The organism is Enterococcus sp. DIV0774 (genome assembly GCF_050539095.1).
GTDB lineage: Bacteria > Bacillota > Bacilli > Lactobacillales > Enterococcaceae > Enterococcus > Enterococcus faecalis.
The window spans coordinates 2,027,297-2,054,003 of record NZ_CP172923.1 but is presented as its reverse complement, the minus strand read 5'-3'; the positions used below and the strand labels follow the sequence as shown (position 1 = coordinate 2,054,003).

Annotated in this window: 25 protein-coding genes and 1 riboswitch; of the genes, 19 read left to right on the top strand and 6 right to left on the bottom strand. The window is 37.4% G+C overall.

Annotated elements, in window-relative coordinates:
• Nucleotides 1–12: 12 nt before the first annotated feature.
• The 8 genes from IGL86_RS09815 to IGL86_RS09780 all read left to right on the top strand — a co-directional run bounded on the left by IGL86_RS09815 (nucleotide 13) and on the right by IGL86_RS09780 (nucleotide 6,526).
• Complete coding sequence (locus IGL86_RS09815; protein ID WP_002359606.1) at nucleotides 13–921, top strand: F0F1 ATP synthase subunit gamma; 909 nt, start codon at nucleotides 13–15, stop codon at nucleotides 919–921.
• A gap of 73 nt (nucleotides 922–994) precedes the next feature.
• Nucleotides 995–2,401 carry a F0F1 ATP synthase subunit beta gene (atpD, locus tag IGL86_RS09810; RefSeq protein WP_002356558.1) on the top strand — a complete coding sequence of 469 codons (1,407 nt, stop codon included), beginning with the start codon at nucleotides 995–997 and terminating at the stop codon, nucleotides 2,399–2,401.
• A gap of 16 nt (nucleotides 2,402–2,417) precedes the next feature.
• A complete protein-coding gene (locus tag IGL86_RS09805) occupies nucleotides 2,418–2,837 on the top strand; it encodes a F0F1 ATP synthase subunit epsilon (RefSeq protein WP_002356559.1) in 420 nt (139 codons plus the stop codon).
• A gap of 188 nt (nucleotides 2,838–3,025) precedes the next feature.
• Complete coding sequence (locus IGL86_RS09800; protein ID WP_002356560.1) at nucleotides 3,026–3,262, top strand: DUF1146 family protein; 237 nt, start codon at nucleotides 3,026–3,028, stop codon at nucleotides 3,260–3,262.
• Nucleotides 3,263–3,364: 102 nt separating this feature from the next.
• A complete protein-coding gene (gene murA, locus IGL86_RS09795) occupies nucleotides 3,365–4,666 on the top strand; it encodes a UDP-N-acetylglucosamine 1-carboxyvinyltransferase (protein WP_002356562.1) in 1,302 nt (433 codons plus the stop codon).
• 13 nt (nucleotides 4,667–4,679) lie between these two features.
• A complete protein-coding gene (locus IGL86_RS09790; RefSeq protein WP_002356564.1) occupies nucleotides 4,680–4,856 on the top strand; it encodes a DNA-directed RNA polymerase subunit beta in 177 nt (58 codons plus the stop codon).
• A gap of 127 nt (nucleotides 4,857–4,983) precedes the next feature.
• Nucleotides 4,984–5,352 carry a PTS glucitol/sorbitol transporter subunit IIA gene (locus IGL86_RS09785; protein WP_002356567.1) on the top strand — a complete coding sequence of 123 codons (369 nt, stop codon included), beginning with the start codon at nucleotides 4,984–4,986 and terminating at the stop codon, nucleotides 5,350–5,352.
• A 4-nt stretch (nucleotides 5,353–5,356) separates the two neighbouring features.
• Nucleotides 5,357–6,526, top strand: a complete 1,170-nt coding sequence (locus IGL86_RS09780) for an AI-2E family transporter (RefSeq protein ID WP_002381494.1) — start codon at nucleotides 5,357–5,359, stop codon at nucleotides 6,524–6,526.
• Between the two features lie 61 nt (nucleotides 6,527–6,587).
• Here IGL86_RS09780 and IGL86_RS09775 read toward each other — a convergent pair whose 3' ends face one another.
• On the bottom strand, nucleotides 6,588–7,214 hold the full coding sequence (locus IGL86_RS09775) for an FMN-dependent NADH-azoreductase (protein WP_002367152.1): 627 nt from the start codon (nucleotides 7,212–7,214) through the stop codon (nucleotides 6,588–6,590).
• A 301-nt stretch (nucleotides 7,215–7,515) separates the two neighbouring features.
• Here IGL86_RS09775 and licT point away from each other — a divergent pair, with 301 nt between their 5' ends.
• The 10 genes from licT (at nucleotide 7,516) to manA (ending at nucleotide 20,277) form a co-directional block, all read left to right on the top strand.
• On the top strand, nucleotides 7,516–8,358 hold the full coding sequence (gene licT / locus IGL86_RS09770; protein ID WP_002359608.1) for a BglG family transcription antiterminator LicT: 843 nt from the start codon (nucleotides 7,516–7,518) through the stop codon (nucleotides 8,356–8,358).
• Between the two features lie 162 nt (nucleotides 8,359–8,520).
• Nucleotides 8,521–10,401, top strand: a complete 1,881-nt coding sequence (locus IGL86_RS09765; RefSeq protein ID WP_002381495.1) for a beta-glucoside-specific PTS transporter subunit IIABC — start codon at nucleotides 8,521–8,523, stop codon at nucleotides 10,399–10,401.
• Nucleotides 10,402–10,425: 24 nt separating this feature from the next.
• Complete coding sequence (locus IGL86_RS09760; RefSeq protein WP_016618409.1) at nucleotides 10,426–11,871, top strand: glycoside hydrolase family 1 protein; 1,446 nt, start codon at nucleotides 10,426–10,428, stop codon at nucleotides 11,869–11,871.
• Between the two features lie 181 nt (nucleotides 11,872–12,052).
• Nucleotides 12,053–12,622, top strand: a complete 570-nt coding sequence (locus IGL86_RS09755) for a guanylate kinase (RefSeq protein WP_002367148.1) — start codon at nucleotides 12,053–12,055, stop codon at nucleotides 12,620–12,622.
• Nucleotides 12,623–12,769: 147 nt separating this feature from the next.
• Entirely contained in the window at nucleotides 12,770–13,447 is a 678-nt protein-coding gene (locus tag IGL86_RS09750) for a TetR/AcrR family transcriptional regulator (RefSeq protein WP_010821042.1), read from the top strand.
• A gap of 20 nt (nucleotides 13,448–13,467) precedes the next feature.
• The gene (locus IGL86_RS09745) at nucleotides 13,468–15,195 is read left to right on the top strand and encodes an ABC transporter ATP-binding protein (RefSeq protein WP_002374237.1); all 1,728 of its coding nucleotides are present in this window, start codon (nucleotides 13,468–13,470) and stop codon (nucleotides 15,193–15,195) included.
• Nucleotides 15,192–17,060 carry an ABC transporter ATP-binding protein gene (locus tag IGL86_RS09740; protein ID WP_002356577.1) on the top strand — a complete coding sequence of 623 codons (1,869 nt, stop codon included), beginning with the start codon at nucleotides 15,192–15,194 and terminating at the stop codon, nucleotides 17,058–17,060. The genes IGL86_RS09745 and IGL86_RS09740 overlap by 4 nt, the downstream gene beginning before the upstream one ends.
• A gap of 161 nt (nucleotides 17,061–17,221) precedes the next feature.
• Nucleotides 17,222–18,091, top strand: a complete 870-nt coding sequence (locus tag IGL86_RS09735) for a VOC family protein (protein WP_002359617.1) — start codon at nucleotides 17,222–17,224, stop codon at nucleotides 18,089–18,091.
• A gap of 129 nt (nucleotides 18,092–18,220) precedes the next feature.
• Nucleotides 18,221–19,264 carry a serine hydrolase domain-containing protein gene (locus IGL86_RS09730; protein WP_033625409.1) on the top strand — a complete coding sequence of 348 codons (1,044 nt, stop codon included), beginning with the start codon at nucleotides 18,221–18,223 and terminating at the stop codon, nucleotides 19,262–19,264.
• A 41-nt stretch (nucleotides 19,265–19,305) separates the two neighbouring features.
• Nucleotides 19,306–20,277 (top strand): mannose-6-phosphate isomerase, class I, encoded by a 972-nt coding sequence (manA, locus tag IGL86_RS09725; RefSeq protein WP_002356580.1) that lies wholly within the window; start codon nucleotides 19,306–19,308, stop codon nucleotides 20,275–20,277.
• Between the two features lie 54 nt (nucleotides 20,278–20,331).
• Here the strand turns inward: manA and IGL86_RS09720 are convergent, their stop codons facing one another.
• From IGL86_RS09720 to IGL86_RS09700, 5 genes are all read right to left on the bottom strand, one after another.
• Complete coding sequence (locus tag IGL86_RS09720; RefSeq protein ID WP_002356581.1) at nucleotides 20,332–20,877, bottom strand: ECF transporter S component; 546 nt, start codon at nucleotides 20,875–20,877, stop codon at nucleotides 20,332–20,334.
• 2 nt (nucleotides 20,878–20,879) lie between these two features.
• Nucleotides 20,880–21,854, bottom strand: a complete 975-nt coding sequence (locus IGL86_RS09715; RefSeq protein ID WP_002376589.1) for a nucleoside hydrolase — start codon at nucleotides 21,852–21,854, stop codon at nucleotides 20,880–20,882.
• A gap of 77 nt (nucleotides 21,855–21,931) precedes the next feature.
• A riboswitch (PreQ1 riboswitch) is annotated at nucleotides 21,932–21,976 on the bottom strand.
• Nucleotides 21,977–22,090: 114 nt separating this feature from the next.
• Nucleotides 22,091–22,783, bottom strand: coding sequence for a type 1 glutamine amidotransferase (locus IGL86_RS09710; protein WP_002356583.1), 693 nt, complete (start codon nucleotides 22,781–22,783; stop codon nucleotides 22,091–22,093).
• Nucleotides 22,773–24,125 (bottom strand): Mur ligase family protein, encoded by a 1,353-nt coding sequence (locus IGL86_RS09705; RefSeq protein WP_002362254.1) that lies wholly within the window; start codon nucleotides 24,123–24,125, stop codon nucleotides 22,773–22,775. The genes IGL86_RS09710 and IGL86_RS09705 overlap by 11 nt, the downstream gene beginning before the upstream one ends.
• 205 nt (nucleotides 24,126–24,330) lie before the next feature.
• Nucleotides 24,331–24,969, bottom strand: a complete 639-nt coding sequence (locus tag IGL86_RS09700) for a helix-turn-helix transcriptional regulator (RefSeq protein WP_002381503.1) — start codon at nucleotides 24,967–24,969, stop codon at nucleotides 24,331–24,333.
• A gap of 403 nt (nucleotides 24,970–25,372) precedes the next feature.
• Here IGL86_RS09700 and ssnA point away from each other — a divergent pair, with 403 nt between their 5' ends.
• Nucleotides 25,373–26,707, top strand: coding sequence for a putative aminohydrolase SsnA (gene ssnA / locus IGL86_RS09695; protein WP_033625410.1), 1,335 nt, complete (start codon nucleotides 25,373–25,375; stop codon nucleotides 26,705–26,707).

Below are 26,707 nucleotides of genomic sequence, written 5' to 3'. Positions count from 1 at the left end.
AGGTGAGCAACATTGGGTGCTTCATTAAATGAAATCAAACAACGCATTGCATCAACAAAAAAGACAAGCCAAATTACCAAAGCGATGCAAATGGTTTCTGCAGCCAAATTGACAAAGTCAGAAGGCGCCTCTAAAAGCTTTCAAGAATATTCTTCAAAAATTCGTAGTGTCGTTACGCATTTAGTAGCTGCTCAGTTAAGTGAATTACGTGAAACAGAGCAATCTTCTCTTAGTGAAGGGAACTATCATGTGATGTTAGCACAACGACCTGTCAAAAAAACAGGCTATATCGTTATCACTTCTGACAAAGGGTTAGTTGGTGGCTACAATAGCTCAATCTTAAAACAAACCATGAGTATGATTCAAGAAGACCACGATTCTAATAAAGAATATGCCTTAATCGCCATTGGTGGTACAGGGGCGGATTTCTTTAAAGCACGCGGAATCGATGTTTCCTATGAGCTAAGAGGCTTAACGGATCAACCAACGTTTGAAGAAGTCCGTAAGATTGTGACAACGGCAACGACTATGTACCAAAACGAAGTGTTTGATGAATTGTATGTTTGTTATAATCACCACGTTAACTCACTAACGAGTCAGTTTCGTGTGGAAAAAATGTTGCCAATTACTGATTTAGATCCATCAGAGGCGACCTCTTACGAACAAGAATATCTTTTAGAGCCTTCACCTGAAGCAATCTTGGATCAATTATTACCACAATATGCAGAAAGCTTAATTTATGGGGCGATCATTGATGCGAAAACAGCAGAACATGCTGCTGGGATGACCGCCATGAAAACAGCCACTGACAATGCGCAAAATATTATTAGCGATTTAACAATTTCTTATAACCGTGCTCGTCAAGGGGCGATTACCCAAGAAATTACAGAAATTGTTGCTGGTGCAGCTGCACTAGAATAATCTAGTCTTACGTTTGAACGTGTATAAAAACGTTCAAAGCGTGTGACTTTATGAAGACTGGAGGAAAGAAATTATGAGTTCAGGAAAGATTGTTCAAGTAATCGGTCCCGTTGTTGACGTGGAATTTTCATTAGATCAATCCTTACCCGATATTAACAACGCTTTAGTCGTTTATAAAAATGGCGAAGCAAAACAAAAAGTAGTACTTGAAGTCGCTTTAGAACTAGGTGATGGAGTGATTCGTTCTATCGCCATGGAATCGACAGATGGTTTACAACGTGGAATGGAAGTTATCGATACAGGAAAATCAATTTCAGTTCCTGTTGGTAAAGATACATTGGGTCGTGTGTTTAACGTTTTAGGAGACACAATTGACTTAGAAGCGCCATTCCCTGCAGATGCTGAACGTAGTGGGATTCATAAAAAAGCGCCAGCATTTGATGAATTAAGTACCAGTAATGAAATTTTAGAAACAGGGATTAAAGTTATTGACTTATTAGCGCCTTATCTAAAAGGTGGTAAAGTCGGACTTTTCGGTGGTGCCGGTGTTGGTAAAACCGTCTTAATTCAAGAATTAATTCATAATATTGCCCAAGAACATGGAGGGATTTCCGTCTTTACTGGTGTTGGTGAACGGACACGTGAAGGGAACGACCTGTACTATGAAATGAAAGATTCAGGCGTTATTGAAAAAACAGCCATGGTTTTTGGTCAAATGAACGAACCACCAGGTGCACGGATGCGTGTCGCCTTAACTGGGTTAACGATTGCTGAATATTTCCGTGATGTGGAAGGACAAGACGTGCTATTATTTATTGATAACATTTTCCGTTTCACCCAAGCCGGTTCAGAAGTTTCTGCCCTTTTAGGTCGGATGCCGTCAGCCGTTGGTTATCAACCAACCTTAGCGACTGAAATGGGACAATTACAAGAACGGATTACTTCAACGAAAAAAGGATCAATTACCTCTATTCAAGCAATCTATGTTCCAGCCGATGACTATACCGATCCAGCGCCAGCAACAGCGTTTGCCCATTTGGATGCAACAACTAACTTGGAACGTAAATTAACCGAACAAGGGATTTATCCAGCGGTAGATCCGTTAGCTTCATCTTCTAGTGCCTTGGCTCCTGAAATTGTTGGAGAAGAACACTACGAAGTGGCTACCGAAGTGCAACATATTTTACAACGTTACCGTGAATTACAAGATATCATCGCTATTTTAGGGATGGACGAATTATCAGATGACGAAAAAGTACTTGTTGGTCGCGCACGCCGTGTTCAATTCTTCTTATCTCAAAACTTTAACGTTGCTGAACAATTTACAGGTCAACCTGGTTCTTATGTACCAGTTGCGGAAACAGTTCGTGGCTTTAAAGAAATTCTTGAAGGTAAACATGACAATCTGCCAGAAGAAGCCTTCCGTAGTGTCGGTAAAATTGAAGATGCCATCGAAAAAGCGAAACAATTAAACTACTAGAAAGGCGGCAAACACAATGGATAGTCTTACTGTGAATGTAGTAACGCCTAATGGTCTAGTTTATGACCACCATGCAAAAATCGTTGTGGCGAAAACAACAGATGGTGAAATTGGTATTTTACCAAAACATGCGCCAATCATCGTTCCGCTAGCGATTGATGAAGTCCGCATCAAACGGACCGATTCAGATACACATGTTGACTGGGTAGCTGTAAATGGTGGTATCATGGAAGTCCGTGATAATGTCGTTTCTATTATTGCCGATAGTGCCGAACGTGAACGAGATATCGATGTACCTCGTGCTGAACGAGCAAAACAACGAGCAGAACGTTTAATTGAAGAAGCCAAAGCAAAAGACGACCGCGATCAACTACGTCGTGCGACTGTTGCTTTGCATCGTGCAATCAACCGGATCAACGTATCGAAACATGGGTAAAAAAGGCTGAAGGATTCAGTCACTTTTGTAGAGTTTAAGGCGCTTGCTATTGAGTTAGGTGCCTTAAACTCTATTTCTTCGTATTTTTTAATAAATAGTGTCAAATTTTGGCATTTCAAGTGGATTAATTATCGGTTTTTATTATTTTGTGATAAAATGTTCCTACGTTAGAAAAAAGGAGGCTCCTTATGCAATACTATGGAGTAGATGCTATTGTTCGAATCGTTAGTCATCTTATGTTCATTTACATAAGTTTTTGGGCGTTGCAATCATTGCGTATTGAGCAATTTTTCAAAACCCAATTTACACCGCAAATTAGAATGTTGATGGTATTTTTCGCCATCGCTATCGGATACACAGTTAGCTCTTTTGCTTTAGAATTGATTGCGCTTTGTCGAAATCTTTTCATTGTGTATTTTCCTTAAAAATTGAAAAATAAAAAAAGGTACAATTTTTAGTTGAATAATGGTATAATAGTAAAGATTTTGAATAGGAATACCTATTCTCATTTTTTTGGGGGGAACAAAATGGAACAAATTATTGTTCATGGTGGTAATACAAAATTAGAAGGAACTGTAAAAATTGAAGGCGCCAAAAACGCTGTTTTACCAATTTTAGCAGCTACTCTTTTAGCTGAAGAAGGCGTTACTACTTTAAAAAATGTACCAATTTTATCTGATGTATTTACAATGAATCAAGTAATTAAGCATTTGAATGTAGCCATTGATTTTGATGAAGACGCGAATGAAGTAACAATAGACGCAACACAACCTTTAGGGATCGAAGCAAACTATGAGTACGTTAGTAAAATGCGTGCTTCTATCGTTGTAATGGGACCTTTATTGGCTCGTAATGGTCATGCCAAAGTGGCAATGCCAGGTGGCTGTGCCATTGGCAAACGACCAATTGATTTACACTTAAAAGGCTTCCAAGCATTAGGTGCAAAAATCATTCAAAAAAATGGTTATATTGAAGCAATTGCGGATGAACTAATCGGTAACACTATTTACTTAGACTTCCCAAGTGTCGGCGCTACGCAAAACATTATGATGGCTGCTGTTCGTGCGAAAGGAACAACCATCATTGAAAACGTTGCACGTGAACCTGAAATCGTTGACTTAGCAAACATTTTAAACAAAATGGGTGCCAATGTTATCGGTGCTGGGACAGAAACGATGCGTATCGAAGGCGTCGATAAATTACATGCCGTAGAGCATTCAATCGTTCAAGATCGAATTGAAGCAGGTACGTTCATGGTAGCTGCAGCAATGACTGAGGGCAATGTTTTAATTGAAGAAGCAATTTCTGAACATAATCGTCCGCTAATTTCTAAATTAACTGAAATGGGTGCAATCATTGAAGAAGAAGAAAACGGCATCCGTGTAATTGGACCAAAACATCTAAAACCAACAGATGTTAAGACAATGCCGCATCCTGGTTTCCCAACAGACATGCAAGCGCAAATGACAGCGATCCAAATGTTTGCTGAAGGAACAAGCATCGTGACAGAAACAGTCTTTGAAAATCGTTACCAACACTTAGAGGAAATGCGTCGAATGAACGCTGACTTAAAAATTGATGGCAACATCGCCGTTATTAATGGTGGCAACGAGTTACAAGGAGCAGCAGTGGAAGCCACTGATTTACGGGCAGCTGCCGCATTGATTTTAGTAGGGTTACGTGCAAATGGCATTACACGTGTCTCTAATTTGAAATATTTAGATCGTGGCTATTATGAGTTCCATAAAAAACTTCAAAAATTAGGCGCAAACGTTGAACGTGTCAATGATGAAAAAATTGAAGAAAAACAAGCAACGACAGTAATCTAAAGGAGTCAAACGTATGAGTTCATTTCGCTATATTTTAGTAACATTATTGAAAATTCTAGTGGTCATTTCGTTAGTCATTATCTTATTTGTTGTGGGAACAATGATTGGTTATGGTTTGATTGGAAATGGGAATCCGATGGATGTCTTTGATGAAAAAATTTGGACTCATATTATGAACTTCTTTAAATAAAAACTTATTTTAAGGCGGTGAACAAAAGTCAATTGACGATTGTTCATCGCCTTTTCTTTTTCCTGAATATCTATTTTATTCTATGCTATAATAATAGAAGTAAGATAATGAAGGAGTGGGATGGAAGATGCAAGCAACCGTAACAGAAATAGGCAAACATGCAATCGATGATTCAGAAAAAATGATTATTCTTTTTGGTGAAACTGCTACCGATACCTTGAAGCAACATGCAGTTATTCAATCATTCCCAGAAAAAGACCAAGTTACCTTGGCAGAAGGAGATCATCTGAAAATTGGCGATACAAACTATACAATTACAAAAGTGGGTTCTTTTGCCAATAGTAACTTGCAAAGTATCGCTCACAGCACTTTAATCTTTGCTGATGCACCAACCGATGAGGATGATGTTATCCGAAATGGTGTTTATTTAACGCCCCATCAGTTACCAAAGATAACGATTGGAACAACAATTGATTACTTAGTAAATGGAGCGTGAATCAATGGATAAAAAACAAACGACTGATAAACGCCTGTCTTGGTTTTGGCGTTGGTTTTTAAATAATCAAGTAGTAACAGCCTTACTGATTGTCTTATTGGTGCTGTTAATTATTCTAACTTTTACGAAAGTTTCTTATTTATTTAAGCCCGTCTGGCAGTTTTTTGGCGTTGTCGGCTTACCAGTAATTATGGCGGGGATTTTATATTATTTATTAAATCCGATTGTCGATTATTTAGAGAAAAAACAAATCTCACGTGTCTGGAGTATTATCGGCCTATTTATTTTAATTGTGGCACTACTCATTTGGGGTGGTATTGTAATCGTTCCTAAAATTCGTGAGCAATCTGTCAGCTTTGTAAATCATTTTCCTCAATATATTGATACAATTGATCAAAAATCGCAGGAAATATTAAGTGATCCACTTTTCGCGCAATTTAGAGAACAACTTGAAGCGGCAGGCGATAAAGTTGTCAGTTCGTTAGGTACCATCATTAAAAACGTCTCAACGTTCACAGTACAAGGAATTGGTAATTTCTTTGGGGCGGTGGCTACGATCTTTGTCGCCATCATTACGATGCCGTTTATTCTATTTTATTTACTGAAAGATGGCAAAAACTTAGCGCCATATTTAATGAAGTTTTTACCAGTGAAGATGCGTAAACCAACCTTAAAAGTTCTTGCAGAAGTCAATGATCAAGTCTCTTCTTATATTAGAGGACAGTTAACTGTCGCTTTCGCAGTGGCAATTATGTTTATGATTGGTTTTTCTGTCATTGGCTTAGATTATGCAGTCACTTTAGGTATTGCAGCAGGCTTTTTAAATTTAATCCCTTATTTAGGGTCATTTTTAGCCATGATTCCAGCAGTCTTTTTAGGAATTGTCAGCGGGCCAGCTTTGTTAATTAAAGTCTTGATTGTTTTTGCCATTGAGCAAACGGTCGAAGGTCGGTTTATTTCACCACTTGTCCTAGGCAGTCAGTTATCCATTCATCCAGTCACCATTTTGGTTGTTTTATTAACGTCTGGTAAACTATTTGGGATTGTCGGGGTGATTTTAGGAATTCCTGTTTATGCCGCAGCTAAGGTGATAATTACACACATTTTTGAGTGGTACCAAATTGTTTCCGGTTTGTATGATGAAGATAAGCCAGATCAACAAGAATCTACGTAACAAAAGAGACAAGCAGTGAACGAACTGCTTGTCTCTTTTTGCTGTAAATCACTCGGAAAATTTAGAATGTTTTACCGTATTCAGTTGCTTTGGTCATGGCAGTATTTAAAAGTTCTTCCGCGCGATCAGGGAAATGATCGATTCCTTCGATGAATAATCCGTCAACTTGATCAACGCCAATAAAGTTTAGAATCGCTTTAATGTATTGAGAAGCAAAATCTTTTCCTTCGTAGAAGCCGCCATTTGATTGGATGTGTAAGGCTTTTTTACCACTTGTTAGAGGTTTTGGTCCTTCTGCAGTATATTGGAATGTTTTTCCAGCAACGTTGATTGTATCTACCCAAGCTTTTAAGCGTGTCGGTACGTTTAAGTTCCACATTGGATTAGCAATTACTACTTTGTCTGCAGATAAAAATTGATCAGTTAATTCATTAAAACGAGCCACTTTTTGTTGTTGGTTTTCGCTTAATGTTTCAAATGCTGCGCCAGCGCGAAGTGCACCCCAAGCAGATAATAATTCTTCATCGATTTCCGGCATGTTTGTTTCTGGTGCATAAACATCTAAAATTTCGATTTCGTCTGATGGATTTGTTTCACGGTATGAAGCTAAAAATGTTTCTAACGCACGAACTGAGCGTGATTCTTCTTTTGTTAATGGATGTGCTTTAACAACTAATAATTTTGACATTGTGTAATCTCCTTAAAATAAATAGTTTAAAAATTCAACATCTCTATTTTACTAATAAAAAGTAAGAGAAAGCAAGTCTTTTTTTTACTTTTAGTAAACTTTTTTTTAAAATGGATCAACAGAGTAAAAAATAAATAAAAATATTTTTTTGGAAAGGCTTGCATATTAAAAAAAAGCATGCTATTATTACTTTGTAAATAAGGATTGTTACTGCTTTGCAGGCAAAACCAGAGTCTTCCATTAACACAATCAGTGGAGGGATTCTGGGCTTTTTTTATAAAAAAGTGAGGTTGCATTCATCATGAGGATTGAAAAAGTTTTAAATAATAATGTCGTGCTTTCAAGAAATGAGCAAGGCGAAGAAATTGTTTATATGGGACGCGGCTTAGCCTTTCAAAAGAAGATTGGAGACACGATCAATCCAGATTATGTTGAAAAGGAATTCGTGTTAAAGGACTCCGCTATGGCAGGACAATTCCAGCAGCTGTTTGAAGACGTCCCCACCAAAGAAGTAGAAGTCGTCAAACAAATCGTTGATTTAGCAGAAACAACGCTAGCGATTGAGCTTTCATCAAATATTTATTTAACTTTAACGGATCATATTCACTATGCGTTACTTCGAGCCAAAGAAGGAATTGATATTCCGAATCCTCTTGTATTCGAAACACGCAAATTTTATCCTAAAGAATTTGAAATCGCAAAGCAAGCATTAGCGATTATTGCTGAAAAGCTAGGGGTTCAATTTTCAGAAAATGAAGCGGGCTTCATTGCTTTTCATATTGTGAATGCTGAACAAGGAAATGGCAATATGGAAGTTACCATGGAAGCAACCAAGATGGTTCGTGATATTTTAACGATTATTAGTCGCTACTTTGGACAGGTGTTTGATGAAGATTCATTGAACTATCAACGAATTGTTACACATCTTCAATATTTTGCGCAACGTTATTTAAAACAAGAAGCGCATGATGAGGAGGACGAATTTCTTTTTGCATTGGTCCAAGGAAAGTATCCTAAGGCGTTTCAAGCGGTCCAACGTATTAATGAGTATTTATTAAAAAGCTATGATCGACCAATTGATCAAGCGGAAATGATTTATTTAACCATTCATATCCAAAGAGTGGTCAATGATAAAAAAGCATAACAACCAATAATCGCGGATTGTTACTGATAATGCAGGCAAAACCTAGATTGAAAAAACCGATAACAATTTTCGCAGACTGCGCAGCTGTGAAGAGAAGGATCTGGCTCTTTTTCAATGTAGGTTTTTTTGATATTAAAAATTAATGGAAATGAGGATCTAGAGATGAGTAAAAATCAAGAAATTGCAGCACGTGTGTTAAAAGCTGTTGGGGGCGAAGGCAACGTTAATAGTGTTGTTCACTGTGCTACACGCTTACGTTTTAAATTAAAAGATGAGAATAAAGCAGATACAGCTGCATTGAATGCTGACCCAGATGTTATTCAGGTAGTTCAAAGTGCAGGACAATATCAAGTGGTTATTGGCAGTCACGTTAGTGATGTCTATAAGGATTTGATGGCCAACAGTGGACTAGGTAATGATTCTGATAATAGAGAAAAAGAAAGTGGCGGAAATATCTTTAACCGTTTAATTGATATTATTTCTTCTATTTTTACACCGTTTTTAGGTGCAATGGCCGGCGCTGGGGTTTTAAAAGGCTTCTTAACATTGGCTGTAACTATGGGCTGGTTAGCTGACACTTCAGGCGTATATCTTGTTCTCTTTTCGATTGCAGATGGTTTATTTACTTTCTTACCAATTATGTTAGCGTTTACGGCTGCTAAAAAATTCAATACTAATCCCTTTTTAGCGGTTGCTTTGGCGATGGCCTTAGTTCATCCCAGCATTACTGCTTTAGCAGGCAAAACAATTAGCTTTGCTGGTCTTCCAGTGATTATTGGGCCAAGTGGCTATACTTCTTCGGTTTTACCAATTATTTTGGCTGTTTTTGCACAAAGTTATGTGGAACATTTCTTCAAAAAAGTAATTCCGAGTTTTCTACAAATTATCTGCGTTCCGTTAGCTGTTTTCCTTATTATGGCACCTGTTACCTTCTTAGCTATTGGTCCTATCGGGACGGTCATCGGCGATTGGTTGGGACAAGGATACAACGCAATTTACGCTTTTAGTCCAATTATCGCAGGGTTATTAATGGGTTCGTTGTGGCAAGTCTTGGTAATGTTTGGTATGCATTGGGGCTTTGTACCAATTATGATGTTAAACTTAACACAAGGTGGTGATACGATGGTACCAATGTTATTACCAGCCGTTATTGCACAAGGCGGGGCTGCTTTAGCTGTCTTTTTCCTAACAAAAAATGTGAAATTAAAAGGTTTGGCTTTGTCTTCAAGTATTACGACTATTTTTGGAATTACTGAACCAACTGTATATGGCGTGACTTTACCATTGAAAAAACCATTTATTGCAGCTTGTATTGGTGGCGGTATCGGTGGTGCATTTGTGGCTATGAATCACGTGAAAAACTTTACGTTTGGCTTGGTTAGTATGTTGAGTTTACCTGGGTTTATTCCTGCAGAGACAAAAGATACTGCACCGATGATTACTGGTGCGATTGGTGCCGGAATTGCCTTTATCATTGCGTTTGTCTTAACGTTTGTCTTACGCTTTGAAGATCAACCTAATCCAGAAACAGCAACTGAAAAAACAGAAACTGATAAGATGGTGGCACCTGTAAAAACGAATCAAGAAGACAAAATTATTTTAGCAAGTCCACTTCAAGGTGAAATTTTACCGCTAGAAAAAGTACAAGATCCTGTTTTTGCGTCAGGTGCTTTAGGAAAAGGTGTTGCAATTGAGCCGACTGAAGGCAAACTGTATGCACCCGCAGATGGTGAAATCACCACATTATTTCCGACAGGACATGCTGTTGGCTTGACGACAACAGAGGGCGTTGAATTATTAATGCATATTGGCATGGATACAGTCGAATTAGATGGTAAAGGATTTGAATTATCAGTGAAACAAGGTGATTCTGTTAAAAAAGGAGATTTGCTGGTTACTTTTGATATTGCTGCCATTAAAGAAGCTGGTTATCCAGTAGTTACACCGATTGTGGTAACGAATACGAATGATTATTTAGATGTTTTGGATATGAACCAAACAGACGTGTTACATGGTGAAGACTTTTTAGCCATTATTAAATAAAAGACAATTGGAGGAGGAACAAGTATGACAACAACGACAAAATTTCCAAAAGGATTTTTATGGGGCGGTGCGACCGCAGCCAATCAATTAGAAGGGGCTTACTTAGCCGATGGTAAAGGGTTATCTGTGGCAGATGCGATGCCTGGAGGAAAACAACGTTTCGCTATTTTAGGAGATGAAGCGTTTGATTGGACGATTGACGAAACGAAATATCGCTACCCTAATCATACAGGAATTGATCACTATGATCGCTTTAAAGAGGACATTGCGTTGTTTGCTAAAATGGGCTTCAAATGTTATCGCTTTTCAATTGCGTGGTCGCGTATTTTTCCACAAGGAGATGAAACACAACCGAATGAAGCCGGCTTGAAATTTTATGATGCGGTTATCGATGAATGTTTAAGCTATAACATTGAACCAGTAATTACGATTTCTCATTATGAAATGCCACTGCATTTAGCGAAAGAATACGGCGGGTGGAAAAATCGTCAATTAGTTGACTTTTATGAACGTTTTGCGGAAACTGTTTTAACACGTTACCACCAAAAAGTTAACTATTGGATGACATTCAATGAAATTAATTCAGCTTTTCATTTCCCAGCACTTAGTCAAGGATTGGTGAAAAGCAATGGAGCCAATGATTATCAAAACATTTTCCAAGCCTGGCATAATCAATTTGTTGCAAGTAGTAAAGCTGTAAAAATTGGCCATGAATTAAATCCAGAATTAAAAATTGGATGTATGATTATTTATGCAACAACGTATGGCATTGATTCGAATCCAGTCAATCAAGTTGCTACAATGATTGAAAACCAAGAGTTTAATTATTATTGTACAGATGTTCAAGTTCGTGGTGAATATCCAGCATACGCAGAACGCATGTATCAAAAATATGCTGTGAAAGACTTAATTATTGAAGAAGGAGATTTAGAATTATTAAAAGAATACCCAGTGGATTACATTGGCTTTAGTTATTATATGTCGACTGCTGTCGATGTTACTGGCACTACCAACGATACAGCAAATGGGAATCTTTTAGGCGGCGTTAAAAATCCCTTCTTAGAAGCAAGTGAATGGGGTTGGCAAATTGATCCCGAAGGCTTACGAATTGCCCTAAATGAATTATATAATCGTTATCAAAAACCTTTATTTATTGTGGAAAACGGCTTAGGTGCAATTGATAAAGTAGACGAAAATTTCTATGTGGCAGACGACTATCGGATTGATTATTTACGTCGTCATATTGAAGCAATGGCAGAAGCAGTTGCAGACGGCGTCGATTTAATGGGCTATACGCCGTGGGGCTGTATCGATTTAGTCAGTGCTTCCACAGGTGAAATGAGTAAACGGTATGGGTTTATTTACGTTGATTTAGACGATGAAGGAAATGGTACTAAAAACCGTTATGAAAAAAAATCGTTTAATTGGTACAAACAAGTTATCGAAACTAATGGACAAAACTTAGACTAGTTATTGTAATTAAACAAAACAAGATAAGCGTAGCAGGTTGTTGCTTCTGTTCCCGCCGTTTATTAATTTTTAAGCTTGGGCCAAAAATCCAAAGTGATTTTTGGCCCAAGCTCTTTTTTGTCAATTTTTCAAAATAGTGCACAATACGTTATAATAGAAACAACTGAGAGGAGCGTTTCTAATGATTAAGCAATTACAACATCCATTTTTTGTTATTATGGGTCCTAGTGGTTCTGGCAAGACCGCAATTACAAGTAAGGTTTTTCCGAAAAACTATAAAGTTATCTCGCATACTACGAGGAAAAAACGGTTGGATGAAGTGGATGGTGTGGATTACTATTTTGAAACAAAAGCAAGTTTTCAAACCTTGATTGAAACCAATCAGTTAGTGGAGTATGATTTTTACCATGGAAACTATTACGGTGTCGGTGTAGCTGCCATCGTTGAAACAACGAAAGAGCATCCAGCCTATAATGCGTTAACTTTTCCGGGCTTTCAAGCGGTCTTTGAGCGTTTCGGCGAGTCCGTCATTCCAGTTTTTTTTGACGTTTCAAAAGAAAATATTTATCAACGTTTAAAGCAACGGGAATCTGATCCTAAAATTATTGAAGAACGTTTAAACCTTTATGATCAAGAAATTCTTATCAAAAACCAATTGGAACAATATCCTAATTATCAACGAATAGATGCCAATGGACCTATAAAAGAGGTCGCTGGCTTGTTACAAGAATGCATCAAACACTATTATTAATCAAGCAACTGGTGAGACAGAATCTAACATCAATTTTGTCTTGCTAGGTGCTTGATTTTTTTTGTAAAAAACTTGCATTCTGAATAGAGAGTGCTATAATGACATGGTGTCATATGACAATGTGTCATAAAAGGGAGGAACACAAATATGCCTACGAATACGTTTTTTCATTTGCCAGAAGAAAAGCAACAACGCTTATTAGATGCTGCGCAAATTGAATTTTCACGCCATTCTTTACAAGAAGCGTCAATTGCAAATATTGTTAAATTAGCGGAAATTCCTCGCGGTAGCTTTTATCAATATTTTGAGAACAAAGAAGATTTGTATTTTTATTACTTTGCGACATTAAGAAAAAATAGTGAACGAGATTTAGAGAAACAAATTATTGCAGAAAATGGTGATTTAATCGAAGCCATGGATGTCTATTTCTCCAAAATGATTGTCGAAGTGCTAACTGGGGAGAATGCTTCTTTCTATCGGAATTTATTTGTCAACATGGACTATCGTGCTTCACGTCGGGTGACGGATAATTTAGCGACTGGGGAAGAGGAAAAAAATAGGAAACAGCACTGTCATAAGCATAGAGGAAGAAAAGGCCATGCTGCCTATGCAGAACATCTTTATCAAATAATTGATCGTTCGAAATTAACCATTGAAACGCCAAAAGAATTCACATGGTTTATGCAGACGGCGATGCATGCCGTTTTCTCAACAATTGTTGATGGGTATCGTCAACAAAGAGAAAATCCCGCCTATGATTCAACTGAAGCAGTCAAACAATTAAAAATGAAATTAAATTGGTTGAAAAATGGCGCTTATAAGTAACAAAAAGGAGGAGAAGTTAGTTGATTAAACTAGTCAAACGAATGTCGTTATGGTCGGTCTTTGCAGCAGTTTTATTTATGATTGTACAAATTATTGCAGATTTATATCTGCCCACTTTAACATCTAATATCATTAATGACGGTGTCGCTAAAGGAGATATTAACTATATTTGGAGTACAGGAGTTGTCATGTTAGGCTTTTCTTTGATTAGCATTGTCGCTTCTATTGGAAATACCTTTTTTGCCACCAAAGAATCACAAAGTTTAGGTAAAAAATTACGGACTGATATTTATCGAAAAGTTGAAAATTTTTCTAATAATGAATTTGACAAATTTGGGACAGCTTCGCTAATTACACGAACAACCAATGATGTCAATCAGATTCAAATGGTTATGCAAATGTTTTTACGTTTAATGATTAACGCACCTTTAACGTTAATTGGTGCAAGTTTTATGGCGTATAACAAGGACCCACAATTAACGAAAATTTTTCTATATGTTTTACCAATTATGGCTGTTTTAGTGGGTGGTATCATGTTTTTAGCGGTTCCGTTATTTAAAAGCATGCAAAAGAAAACAGACCGTTTAAATTTAGTTTTTCGTGAAGGACTGACAGGGGTTCGTGTGATTCGGGCCTTTGGCAAAGCAAACTATGAAGAACAACGTTTTGATGAAGCCAATAAGGATTATACACAAACGGCGATTAAAGTGAATACGATTGTCGCTTTGATGATTCCTTTAATGACACTCATTATGAGTGGTACCAATATTGCAATCACCTGGTTTGGCGGTCATTATATTGCGGAAATGCAACTAGAAGTAGGGAACTTAATCGCCTTTATGACTTATGCCATGCAAATTCTGATGAGTTTCATGATGCTATCCATGATTTTTGTCATGGTACCGCGGGCGCAAGCTTCTGCTGATCGGATTAATGAGGTGCTAAATACTGATTCAGAAATCAAAGATGTACCCAATCCAGAACTACTCTCTCTAAAAGGCGACAAAGCAACATTGGCGTTTGAACATGTTAATTATCGTTACCAGCATGCTGAAAACTTAGCACTGGAAGATATAGATTTTTCAGCAAAATCTGGGGAGACGGTCGCAATTATTGGTGGGACAGGTTCTGGGAAAACAACGCTGGTTAATCTTTTACCACGTTTTTATGATGTTGAATCTGGCAAAATTTTGCTAAATGGTAAAAACATTAAAGAAACGTCACAGCATAATTTACGAGAAATGATTGGCTTTGTACCGCAAAAGGCTGTTTTATTTACAGGAACGATTCGTGAAAATATGCAATACGGCGCCCCAAATGCGACCGATGAAGAAATTTGGCAAGCCTTAGAAATCGCGCAGGCGAAGGCGTTTGTTTCAGAATTGGCAGAAGGTTTGGATAGTCATGTCGAACAAGGCGGCGGTAATTTTTCTGGCGGACAACGCCAGCGGTTGGCTATTGCTCGTGCTTTAGTAAAACCAGCAGATGTCTATGTTTTTGATGATTCCTTTTCTGCATTGGATTTCAAAACAGATGCTAATTTAAGAAAAGCCTTAAAAGAGCAGATGACGGATGCAATTGTCGTTTTAGTAGCCCAACGTGTAAGTACGGTTATGGAAGCATCGACAATTTTAGTATTAGACGAAGGGAAATTAGTTGGTAAAGGAACGCATGAAGAGTTATTAGCGAATAACCAAACGTATCAAGAAATTGTACATTCTCAATTGAGAGAGGAGGACCTTGCATGAGTAGTCGACCAAAAGGCGGACCAATGGGCGGGGGACCAGGACGTAACATTGGCGCAAAAGGGCCAAAACCAAAAAATTTCTGGAAAACAGTGAAACGTTTATTTCGGTACATGTCTAAACGAATGCTGTCAATTATTGCTGTCTTAGTATTAGCAATCGCAGCCGTCGTTTTCCAAATTCAAACACCAAAAGTATTAGGACAGGCAACAACTGAAATTTTTAAAGGCGTCATGAAAGGCGCTGCTGAAATGAAACAAGGCTTAAAAATAACTTCTTTTCCAATTGATTTTGACAAAATCGGTCAAATTTTATTAATTGTTATTGCCATGTACCTTATTTCTGCTGTCTTTAATTTCTTGCAGCAAGTAATTATGACACGTGTTTCACAGCGAACAGTTTATGAATTACGTCAAGAATTAGAAGCGAAAATGAACAAAGTTCCAATTTCCTATTATGATACTCATAGTAATGGGGACATTATGTCACGGGCAATTAACGACATGGATAATATTGCGAGTACTTTACAACAAAACTTAACCCAATTAATTACCAGTATCGTGACATTTGTGGGTGTACTTTGGATGATGCTGACCATTAGCTGGCAGTTAACACTAATTGCTTTAGCAACAGTGCCATTAAGTTTAATTGTTGTGATGGTTGTGGCACCTCGCTCGCAAAAACATTTTGCGGCTCAACAAAAAAGCTTAGGATTATTGAATAACCAAGTCGAAGAAACCTACGGTGGTCACGTAGTAGTAAAAAGTTTCAACCACGAAGAAAGTGATCAAGAAGTATTTGAAAAAGAAAATGAAAAATTATATCATGCTGGTCGCAAAGCACAATTTATTTCAGCGATCATTATGCCTTTAATGAACTTTATCAAAAATCTAGGCTACGTGTTTGTTGCAGTCCTTGGTGGCGTAAAAGTAGCGAATGGTATGATGGATTTAGGGGATGTCCAAGCATTTCTTCAATATACCAATCAATTTTCACAACCGATTACTCAAATCGCTAATTTAATGAATACAATCCAAGCTACGGTGGCTTCGGCAGAACGTGTCTTTGAAGTATTAGATGAAGAAGAAATGGTGGATGAACCTTCTGGCGTACCAGTGGAAACAGATAGTCCTTATCGTGTTTCTTTTGAACATGTTGCTTTTGGCTATTCACCAGAGAAATTATTAATGAAAGATTTCAATTTAAATGTTAAACCTGGGGAAATGGTCGCAATCGTGGGCCCAACAGGTGCTGGAAAAACAACCCTAATTAACTTATTGGAACGCTTCTATGATATTAGTAGCGGCAGCATCAAATATGATGGCGTAGATACGCGCGATTTATCTCGCGAAGAGTTGCGAGCACACTTCTCAATGGTTCTTCAAGATACTTGGTTGTTCACTGGAAGTATCTATGACAATATTCATTATGGTAATGACCAAGCGAGCGAAGAAGAAGTGATCCGTGCGGCGAAAGCAGCCCATGTGGATGATTTTGTCAGAAAATTACCAGAAGGCTACCAAACGATTTTAAATGAAGAAGCCAGCAATATTTCTCAAGGTCAACGACAATTAATTACAATTGCTCGAGCATTCTTAGCAAATCCAGACGTTTTAATTTTGGATGAAGCCACCTCAAGTGTGGACACTCGAACAGAAATACTGATTCAAGCAGCAATGAATCGTTTATTGGAAAATCGGACCAGCTTTGTAGTTGCTCATCGCTTGTCGACTATCCGTGATGCTGATACGATTATCGTTATGGCAGAAGGTTCAATTGTGGAAACAGGAACCCACGATGAATTAATGGCGAAAAACGGTTTTTATGCTGATTTATATAACAGTCAGTTTTCAGAAGAAGTAGCCTAAAAGGCGAAGCAAAAAATAGTAATTCATGATGAGGCTTCAGGAACCATAGTCGTAAAGACTGGTTCCTGAAGCCTTATTTTTTTGACAAAAAGTTGGCGAAATTGAAAAATTTCTATTTTCTTTTGAGAAAAACAGGATATTACTTGATGAAATAGCAAGAGATGTATAAAATGGGAGAGAAGAAAATGGAGGTAACAGAAAAAATGACTGAATTTCAATTAGAAAAAGCTGCGACATTAAAAACAATTGCCATTCGTGCGAAAAAAGTTGGCGAAATGGTCGACTTTTATAAAAAAGTAATGGGTTTTGTTTTAAAGTCAGAAGAAAATAACCTGTCTATCTGGGGTACACGTGAAGCAGGAACGCAATTATTAATTTTAGAAGAAACTAGAAAAGCCGAAGATTTTCATAATGAAGAAAAGCAAATGGCTTATTTTTCAATTAAAGTTCCTACGGAAAAAGAATTTTTACAAATTGCTCAACGAGTGCTTGAGCAAGACTACCCAATTGATGAAAGTTTCCAAATTGGCACACGACAAAGCATGTTCATTACTGATCTTGAAGGTAATCAATTTGAGATTTTTCACGATGAAGCAACAGCAAATTCGACTTCTGAAAAGCAACCAATTGTGCTTAAAGATCTTATCAGTGAGGACTTAGAGCCACATCAAGGGTTAGCCGCTGGGTCATATTTAGCGCATGTGCAATTAAAAACAAACAATCAAAAAGAAATAAAAGCATACTATGAGGAAGTTCTGGGTTTAAAACGCAATGAAAAAGATCAATTTGTTTTAGAAGATGGCAAAGCAACTATTGGATTCCAAAAACCTGAAACAAGTGAAGTGGATCAATTACCTGATCCACACTTAGGTTTAGATTTCTTTACCATTAAGCTCTCTGATCAAGAACATATTTTAGCAATGGAGCAACAATTAACGGCAAAAAATCAAGAGTTCTTTATTGACCAGAAAAAAGCGATTGTCACTGTGTTTGATCCAATTGGCTTGGAATGGTGGTTTGTCTTAAAATAAACGCTTAGACAGACAAAATAAGCTTGTTTTAGCAAGTCTGGAATAAAGTCGGAATAAAAGTTTAACGCTACTTTTGTTCGGGACTTATTCTAGACTTTTCCTTTAATATTAAAAATAGAAGGTGAAAAAATGTACGAAAAAACAAAGTGGAAAATTCAAAAAATGATGAAAAAAGGTGTTTTTTCGGGGGCTAGTTTTTGTTTCATTGAAGGTGAAAAAGAGGAGAGCAATTGTTGGGGACTCGCACAAATAAAACCCACCAAAGAACAATTAACCTCGGCCATGCTGTTTGATGTGGCTTCTTTAACCAAAGTAGTCGGCACCACCACCGTTATTTTGCAATTAGTGGAAGAAGGAAAAATTATTCTAGATCAATCATTACAAACTTATTATCCCTCTTTTCAAGATTCTAATATTACAATCCGGCATTTGTTGACACATACGGCAGATTTACAAGGCTATATTCCTAATCGTGATCAGCTGAATGCCCAAGAATTAAAAGACGCCTACAATCATTCCTTTCACGCAGGCAAAGCAATAGGTGAAAAAGTCGTCTATACAGATGCAGGGACTATTTTATTAGGCTTTATGTTAGAAGAAATGTTCCAACAATCAATGATAGAAATTTTATCTGAGCGAGTATTGCTTCCTTTAGGGATGAACGAAAGTACGTTTCTACCAAAGAATCCTTTAAACTGTGTGCCAACAGAATTACATGAACAACGAGGGTTGATTCGAGGTGCAACCCATGATCCTAAGGCATTTGTTTTACGGGAACATGCAGGGAATGCTGGCTTGTTTAGCAATGTCTATGATTTAACAAAATTTGTTCGAATGTATTTAAATCGAGGCAGTTATCACAATCACCAATTCTTGAAAAAAGAGACAATTGATTTGTTACTAGTTAACCAAGTGCCAGCTGCAGATAAACCACGTTCTCTAGGCTGGGATTTTAAATATGATGTAGCTACGCAACGGCCATTATTATTCCATACAGGCTATACAGGCACTTTTTTGCTAATTGATGTGCGACAACAATCAGCGTTTATCTTTTTATCTAATCGAGTCCATCCAGAGGACCACCGGAATACTTATATCGAAGAAAGAGATCAGTTGTTGGCAACCTATTTAAAAGAGAAATCATCAGTTTCAGATGAAATGACTAGTTTTTAGTGATATAATGAGAGCGAATTCAATTTGGGAGGTCACAGTCAATGCAAGAACCATTATTTTTACAACCTGTTTTTCAAGAAAAAATTTGGGGCGGCAATCGTCTACACACGCTATTTGGTTTTGATTTACCGAGCGATAAAATTGGTGAAGATTGGGCCATCAGTGCACATCCACATGGCGTTAGTACTGTTTTAAATGGCGAATTTAAAGGAAAAAAATTAGATGAATTGTGGGCAGACCATCAAGAGTTATTCGGCCATGCAGGTGGCGCTGTCTTTCCATTATTAACGAAAATTTTAGATGCTGAAGATGATTTATCCGTGCAAGTTCATCCTGATGATGCATATGGTCAAAAACATGAAGGCGAGCTAGGCAAAACTGAATGTTGGTACATTATTGATGCAGAACCTGGCGCTGAAATCATTTATGGACATCACGCGAAAACAAAAGAAGAACTTGCAGAAATGATTGAAGAAGGTCGTTGGGACGATCTTTTAAGAAAAGTACCAGTGAAAAAAGGCGATTTTTATTATGTACCAAGCGGCACTATTCATGCCATCGGCTCGGGTATTTTAATTTTAGAAACGCAACAAAGCAGTGATACTACGTATCGGGTTTATGATTATGATCGAACAGATGATCAAGGAAAGACCCGGGAATTGCATATTCAACAATCCATTGATGTGACAACCGTTCCGGCGAAGGATCCTGACCTCTCTATTCAACAAGAAAATCAAGGACAATCAAGCATTGTTACTTATGTAAAAACAGATTTCTTTAATGTCTATGAGTGGCGTGTCAGTGGGATTCTAAAAGTTAAAAAACAAGCACCTTATACATTAGCAACAGTTATTGAAGGTGTGGGTCGATTGATTACAGAAGATGCTGCAAAAGCAGATGTGGCTACTTTTGATTTGAAAAAAGGTGATAGCTTTATCTTTCCAACAGATATTCCGAGCTGGCGTTTTGAAGGTGATCTAACGATTATAGCTTCAGAACCTGGTAGTCGCTAAAAAAAGAGGGGATCATCAACAGATGATTTCCTCTTTTTTTGGCATTAAAACAGTTTATTTTGTTATAAAGGAACGTTTAGGTAAGGCAGCGATAACAGCTGTGACGATGATGACTGATAGCAGACGATCCCCGTAATCTGTTATCAATTGAACCAACAGGACGCTTGCTAACTGATTTAAGCCTAAACCATATAAAAATTGGACAATTATGCTGGAGCCAGCAGAAGTAATTCCACCAAATAAACAAACTGTGATTAAGGAAGAAATCACTGTTCCTGGTATCGTTAACCACAACGTTTTAAATGGTAATTTGGTTACTTTTAACTGCTGATGAAGGAGCAAGCCTGCTAAAATTCCTGTGCAGAGTTGGACAGGTGAATAATACAGAGAAAAGATATCCGTTGTCAATCCAGTTAATAGACTTGTTAAAATACCTGTCAGTGCACCAAAGAGTGGGCCTAATAACGCACCTGTAAAAATAGTTCCCACGCTATCAAGATAAATTGGTAAACGAAGGAGTAACGCAATGGTACTGCCGAGGTAATTTAAAGCAACACTAAAAGCGATAATTGTAATGATTCGTGGTGTTATTTTTTTCATGGTTATCCCATCCTTAAATTTTTGAAATCTCTTTCGATCTCATCTATTTGTACATTTAAAAGAATGGATAGAAACTTCACGAAAAACTGTTGACTATCAACCGTAGTCAAGACATGACAATTAGCTGGTTGCTGCTGGAAATGATACTGATCGATCATTGATTGCCCCATAGCAATGCCGTCAGGAACAATTTGTCCGTAACTGGAAAAGCCTTGGCAGAGCGTAGGATCAATAAAATAAGCAACCGCTAAGGGATCGTTGATAACACACCCTAAAATACGTTCATATTTCCAATGAAAATCAAAATAAAATTGAGTAATCTCAGCGAGGTAATTCCCCATTTTGGGGTTGAGTCGTTGACAATAGTTGAGAATTGTTGGTGTAAAAACAATTTCTCGTGTGACATCTAAGCCGACCATCTCGATTTTTGCACCTAATTCCTCAAAAACCCAAGCTGCTGCATCAGGATCACACCAATAATTAAATTCTGCAACAGGAGAGCAATTGCCGTGGCTTTTAAAGGTACCACCCATTGAGACAAAACGTTGAAGATTTCGTCCCAGAAGAGGTTCTTTTTTTAAAGCCAACGCAATATTTGTTAAAGGACCAAGGGCAATGATTGAGCAATCGGTAGCTTGTTGAAAGGTTTGTGCTAAATAGTCAGCAGCGGAAAGCGCTTGTGCTTGGATTTTGCTAGTTCTGGGGAAATATGTTTCACCTAAACCATCCATGCCATGTGTATCTTGTGCACTAACAAATGGCCGTTTTAAAGGGCTAGCAGCCCCTTGGTAGACAGGAATATCTAAGCGATTAACTTTTTCCAAACATTTAAAAACATTTTCCACGCCAATCTCCACAGGGACATTTCCGCAAACAACTGTAATCGCTTGGACATCTAGCTCTGGTGAAGCAAGTGCATACAAGAGAGCAAGTGTGTCATCAATTCCGGGATCACAATCAATAATTACTTTTTGCATTTTTTCCAATCCTCCTTTTTCGTTAACTGCAAATGATAACTCTTGTTAAAAAAGCTATGACTTGAGTTAGTATTGAGAGATACTTAGTTTTTTATTCTGGGAAGTTTCCGAACCAGTCCGAGAAATTCTCGATTTTAAATGCACCTCTTTATCTTACTATATTTTGTAAAGATGTAAATAGTTGTCGGAGAAATGAAAAAGAATCTAGTCCTATATGTAGGAACTAGATTCTTTTTTTATTTATAAAGCGTTTCAGGAATAGCGATCGGTTCACCATATTTTTTCTCTAAAGCGGTCCGAATTAACCGAATCCCTAGATTTTTGTTGCGTGCTAAGATTGGACCGTGGAAGTAGGAGCCAAACACATTTTTATAGACAACGCCTTCGCCATTATCTTGACCGTTATTGCCTTTGCCTTGTTTGACTGTTCCTAAAGGTCGTTCACCTTCGCCTAAAAAAGTCATGCCGTTATGATTCTCAAAACCATAATACGTTTCATCAAATTCTTCATTATAAATTTCAATATCACCAATGAAACGATTGTTGTCTTGGCTCAAAGTGTAATGATCTAATGCACCGATTCCTTTAATTTTTTCGCCTTGTGCGCCGACATAGTAATGTCCTAGAAGTTGATAACCACCACAGATAGCTAACAAGACGCCGTCATTTTCAATATAAGAAGTCAAAGCTTCTTTTTTATTCTGAATGTCTTCTGAGATGATCAATTGCTCGAAGTCTTGACCGCCACCAACAAAGACTAAATCATATTTTTCGGGATCAAACGGTTCGTAGATACTGATAATTTCTGATCGGAAGGTAACGCCCATTTTTTCGGTTAAATATTTAAGCATCAATAAATTTCCGTTATCTCCGTAAGTATTTAATAAGTTGCCATATAAATGACAAACGACTAATTCTTTAGACACCATTCATTCCCCCTTGAATATACCCTTGGGCTGTTAATGATTTTCTTAATTGCAAAACAGCAGTATAGGTTGCCAAAATATAGACATGATCTGTCGGCAACGTTTTAATTTCTGAAATTACTTGCTCCAAATCAGGAATTTCTAGTAATTTTTCTTCAGGAATACCCGCAACTTTTAAACGCAAGGCCATATCTTCATGGCGATCACCGCCAGCAATTACTTTTGGAATGTCCATATCAGCAAAGGCTTCATGATTACCATCCCAAATCCAACTGACATCAATTCCATCTGCATAATTGGCATTTAATAATGAAACCAGCGAGAAAGAGTAAGGGGCTAAGCCCATCATATCAATGACCTGATTTAAACCAACGGGATTTTTTACTAAAACTAATGTACATTCTTTATCGCCAACTTTAATAGTTTCTTGACGCCCAAAAACTTTTTCATCATAAGCTAAGCCTGCTCGGATTTTATCTGGTGCCACCTGATAATATTCTGCTACCGCTGTGGCCGCTAGCGCATTATAAACATTATACATCCCACCAACAGCAATGCCGTATTCTTCGCCATCAATCACAAAATCAGCAGATGTGTTATCCATCCGGACCATTTCCGTTAACTGCACATCCAACTCAGGGCGTTTGAAGCCACAATTTGGGCAATAGTAATCACCTAAATTAGCATACGTAATCATTTTATAATGAAGAATATGATTACATTTTGGACATAAAACCCCATCTGTATTGTAATGAGCCAATTGCTCTTTCGGTGGTAAATGATTAAATCCATAGTATTTGCGAGGATTTACAGTTTCTTTTGAATTAAAAATTGGCGAATCACCATTGCACAAAATAGTTGCTTCAGGAGCAGCAGCGGCGCCTTCCATAATTAAGCGATACGTCGTATAAATTTCACCATAGCGATCCATTTGGTCGCGGAAAATATTCGTAAAAACAAATAATTTTGGTTGAATATATTTAGTGACACGGCTTAAACTTGCTTCATCAATTTCTAAAACCGCAAATTTCTTTTGTCCTTTTTTCGCCTTGGCATTTAAAAAAGTAGAGACAATTCCTTGCTCCATGTTAGCACCCGTTGGATTTGTTAATACCTCATCAAATTCTTGGCGTAAAATGTTAACAGTTAAAGCAGTTGTCAATGTTTTGCCGTTCGTTCCAGTGACTACGACAATTTCATAGTCTTTTGCCAATGTATCTAAAATTTTAGGATCGATTTTTAGGGCTAATTTCCCTGGGTAGCTACTGCCGCCTTTAAAAAATGTTTGTAAAACCCATTGCGAAGTTTTTCCTGCAGCAATTGCTAAATGACTTCGAATCCCCATTTGTTGTCCCCCAATTTCTATATCTTTAATTTTTCGTTATTTTAAATTAAACTCAATCTATCATACCATAACTAAAATAAAAAATTAATTCCTTTTACTTTTTCTTACTATTATTTAAAAAGTCTTTTAGAAAAAGTAGAATAGTGAAGGAAAAAAGAGAATAGACGACTTGTCTTAACAACAAATCGTCCATCGATTTCCATTTTTATTTCGCATCAATATAACTGTATAGCGTATATTTAGAAATATTGAAGAAGTTAGAAACTTTGTCTCCAGATTTAGTGACTAAGAAGGCGCCTTTATTATTTAAAAATTGAATACACTTGATTTTATCGTCCTTCGTCATTAATGGGACCGGCTTGCCAACTAATTTGACTGATTCATGAATTAAATCGTCTAACAACTCATTAACATCCTGAGGAATGTAATCAGGGTCTTTATCTTCTTCAGGTTCTGCAGTGGAAATCAAAGATTTTAAGTTTGACTCTGCAGCGATCAATGTAGTGATGTCGTAGTTAATAGCAAAAATACCATCGAGTTGACCATTCTCATCTTTAAAATACATTGTACTAGATTTTAAAATACGACCATCATGGGTACGGGTTAGATAGTTAATATGATCATTCAACTCACTGGGATCTTTTTTTAAGGCTTCTAAAACTACTTGAGAAGGTCCATCGCCCAGATGACGAGAAGAGACATGACCATTTTCGATGGAAACAATAGAATTGTTAATATTGTCTTCATTGATTTGGTGGATAACGACTTCGCAGTTTTCCCCAAATTGACCAGCTAAACCTTTAGCAATTTGTGTTAAAAAAGTAAGTTTTTCGTCGGATAACATAAATAAGCTCCTTTCTAATGTGCCTGGCACAAACAGTTTTTATAAGATTGTGTCAAATTTAACATAATATTTTTAAATGGAATAGGCAGGGCTAAATCCTTTAATGTCGCGTACTACCTGTTCTGAAAAATAATGATAGCATGATAAAAATAATAATACAAGATAACGGCTGTTAAAATTCTAAAAAATATTTTTTAGGTAGCATTGTTTTTTTTAAGGTAAGGTGATATACTTTAATCAAGTTAATGAGTTCGTTAGTAAAAAAATGCAAGCGCTTCAAATACTTTTCGTAGGGAATATAGATTAGAAAAGCTAGACAAGCTATATTCGTGAATGATTGAGCGATTGGTTTGTAAGCGTTTGCTACATGTGGGGAATAGGTTGGAAAATAGGAGGAGAATACATGTTATTAATTGGAAATGGGCGTTTAATCACTCGGGATGCGCAGAATCATTTTTTTGAAAATGGGTGTGTGGCGATTGATGGTCAAGTTGTGAAACAAGTCGGAACGACAGAAGAATTAAAACAAGCTTATCCAGAAGCGACATTTATTGATGCTAAAGGTGGAGTGATTATGCCAGGCTTTATTAACATGCACAATCATATTTATAGTACCTTTGCACGTGGGTTAAGTTTAACGAATTATCATCCTAAAAATTTCATGGATATTTTGGTAGATCAATGGTGGCGAATTGATCGTGCCTTGACATTAGAAGACACTTATCAAAGTGGTAAGGTTGCTTATTTAGATAGTATTCGCAACGGTGTTACAACTGTCTTTGATCATCATGCTAGTTACGGAGAAATTACAGGGAGTTTAACCCAATTATCTAATGCAGCGGACGAGTTAGGGATTCGAACCTGCCTTTGTTATGAAGTTTCTGATCGCGATGGTGAGCAGAAAATGCGGGAAGCAGTTCAAGAAAATGCCGCCTTTATTAAAGCCAGTTCCTTAAGAAATGATGATATGCAAAAAGCGATGATGGGTATGCATGCAGCATTTACTTTATCAGATGCTTCTTTAGAATTATGTGCAGCCAATACGCCAGATGGGATTGGTTATCATATTCATATTGCAGAGGATTTAGCCGATGTTCATGATTCTTTGAAAAAATATGGGAAGCCGATTGTGAACCGATTATTTGATTTAGGAATTTTAGGAAAACAGACAATGGCAGGCCATTGCATCCATATTGGCCCTCATGAGATGGAATTACTAAGAGAAACAGACACAATGGTGGTCACGAATCCAGAGTCGAATATGGGGAATGCGGTCGGCTGCCCACCTGCGATGCGTATGTTTAATGAGTATGGTATTTTGATGGGTCTTGGCACAGATGGTTATACGAATGATGTGACGGAATCTTATAAGGTAGGAAATGTTATCCACAAACATCATTTAGCTGATCCAAATGCGGCTTGGGCAGAAATTCCCACAATGCTGTTTGATAATAATCCGCAAATGGCTAATCGCTATTTTAAAACAAAGCTAGGCGTTTTAGAACCTAATGCAACAGCAGACGTCATTATTGTTGATTATCATGGCCCGACACCAATGACAAAAGAGAATTATAACATGCACATTTTATTCGGTATGAATGGTGGGATGGTCACTGACACGGTGATTAATGGAGAAATTCGGATGCGTAATCGTGAAGTTCAAGGAATTGATGAAGAGAAAGTTTGGCATGATGCGCAAACGCAAGCACAATCTTTCTGGAAACGAGTAAATCAATAG

Bases quoted from the DNA above. Each gene is read 5' to 3' on its own strand.
- IGL86_RS09755 (WP_002367148.1), top strand. From the start codon at position 12,053: ATGATTAAGCAATTACAACATCCATTTTTTGTTATTATGGGTCCTAGT.
- IGL86_RS09705 (WP_002362254.1), bottom strand. From the start codon at position 24,125: ATGGGGATTCGAAGTCATTTAGCAATTGCTGCAGGAAAAACTTCGCAA.
- murA (WP_002356562.1), top strand. From the start codon at position 3,365: ATGGAACAAATTATTGTTCATGGTGGTAATACAAAATTAGAAGGAACT.
- IGL86_RS09740 (WP_002356577.1), top strand. From the start codon at position 15,192: ATGAGTAGTCGACCAAAAGGCGGACCAATGGGCGGGGGACCAGGACGT.
- atpD (WP_002356558.1), top strand. From the start codon at position 995: ATGAGTTCAGGAAAGATTGTTCAAGTAATCGGTCCCGTTGTTGACGTG.
- IGL86_RS09750 (WP_010821042.1), top strand. From the start codon at position 12,770: ATGCCTACGAATACGTTTTTTCATTTGCCAGAAGAAAAGCAACAACGC.
- IGL86_RS09730 (WP_033625409.1), top strand. From the start codon at position 18,221: ATGTACGAAAAAACAAAGTGGAAAATTCAAAAAATGATGAAAAAAGGT.
- manA (WP_002356580.1), top strand. From the start codon at position 19,306: ATGCAAGAACCATTATTTTTACAACCTGTTTTTCAAGAAAAAATTTGG.
- IGL86_RS09710 (WP_002356583.1), bottom strand. From the start codon at position 22,783: ATGGTGTCTAAAGAATTAGTCGTTTGTCATTTATATGGCAACTTATTA.
- IGL86_RS09720 (WP_002356581.1), bottom strand. From the start codon at position 20,877: ATGAAAAAAATAACACCACGAATCATTACAATTATCGCTTTTAGTGTT.
- IGL86_RS09780 (WP_002381494.1), top strand. From the start codon at position 5,357: ATGGATAAAAAACAAACGACTGATAAACGCCTGTCTTGGTTTTGGCGT.
- IGL86_RS09790 (WP_002356564.1), top strand. From the start codon at position 4,680: ATGAGTTCATTTCGCTATATTTTAGTAACATTATTGAAAATTCTAGTG.
- IGL86_RS09765 (WP_002381495.1), top strand. From the start codon at position 8,521: ATGAGTAAAAATCAAGAAATTGCAGCACGTGTGTTAAAAGCTGTTGGG.
- IGL86_RS09700 (WP_002381503.1), bottom strand. From the start codon at position 24,969: ATGTTATCCGACGAAAAACTTACTTTTTTAACACAAATTGCTAAAGGT.
- IGL86_RS09715 (WP_002376589.1), bottom strand. From the start codon at position 21,854: ATGCAAAAAGTAATTATTGATTGTGATCCCGGAATTGATGACACACTT.
- licT (WP_002359608.1), top strand. From the start codon at position 7,516: ATGAGGATTGAAAAAGTTTTAAATAATAATGTCGTGCTTTCAAGAAAT.
- IGL86_RS09760 (WP_016618409.1), top strand. From the start codon at position 10,426: ATGACAACAACGACAAAATTTCCAAAAGGATTTTTATGGGGCGGTGCG.
- IGL86_RS09735 (WP_002359617.1), top strand. From the start codon at position 17,222: ATGTATAAAATGGGAGAGAAGAAAATGGAGGTAACAGAAAAAATGACT.
- ssnA (WP_033625410.1), top strand. From the start codon at position 25,373: ATGTTATTAATTGGAAATGGGCGTTTAATCACTCGGGATGCGCAGAAT.
- IGL86_RS09805 (WP_002356559.1), top strand. From the start codon at position 2,418: ATGGATAGTCTTACTGTGAATGTAGTAACGCCTAATGGTCTAGTTTAT.
- IGL86_RS09775 (WP_002367152.1), bottom strand. From the start codon at position 7,214: ATGTCAAAATTATTAGTTGTTAAAGCACATCCATTAACAAAAGAAGAA.
- IGL86_RS09785 (WP_002356567.1), top strand. From the start codon at position 4,984: ATGCAAGCAACCGTAACAGAAATAGGCAAACATGCAATCGATGATTCA.
- IGL86_RS09800 (WP_002356560.1), top strand. From the start codon at position 3,026: ATGCAATACTATGGAGTAGATGCTATTGTTCGAATCGTTAGTCATCTT.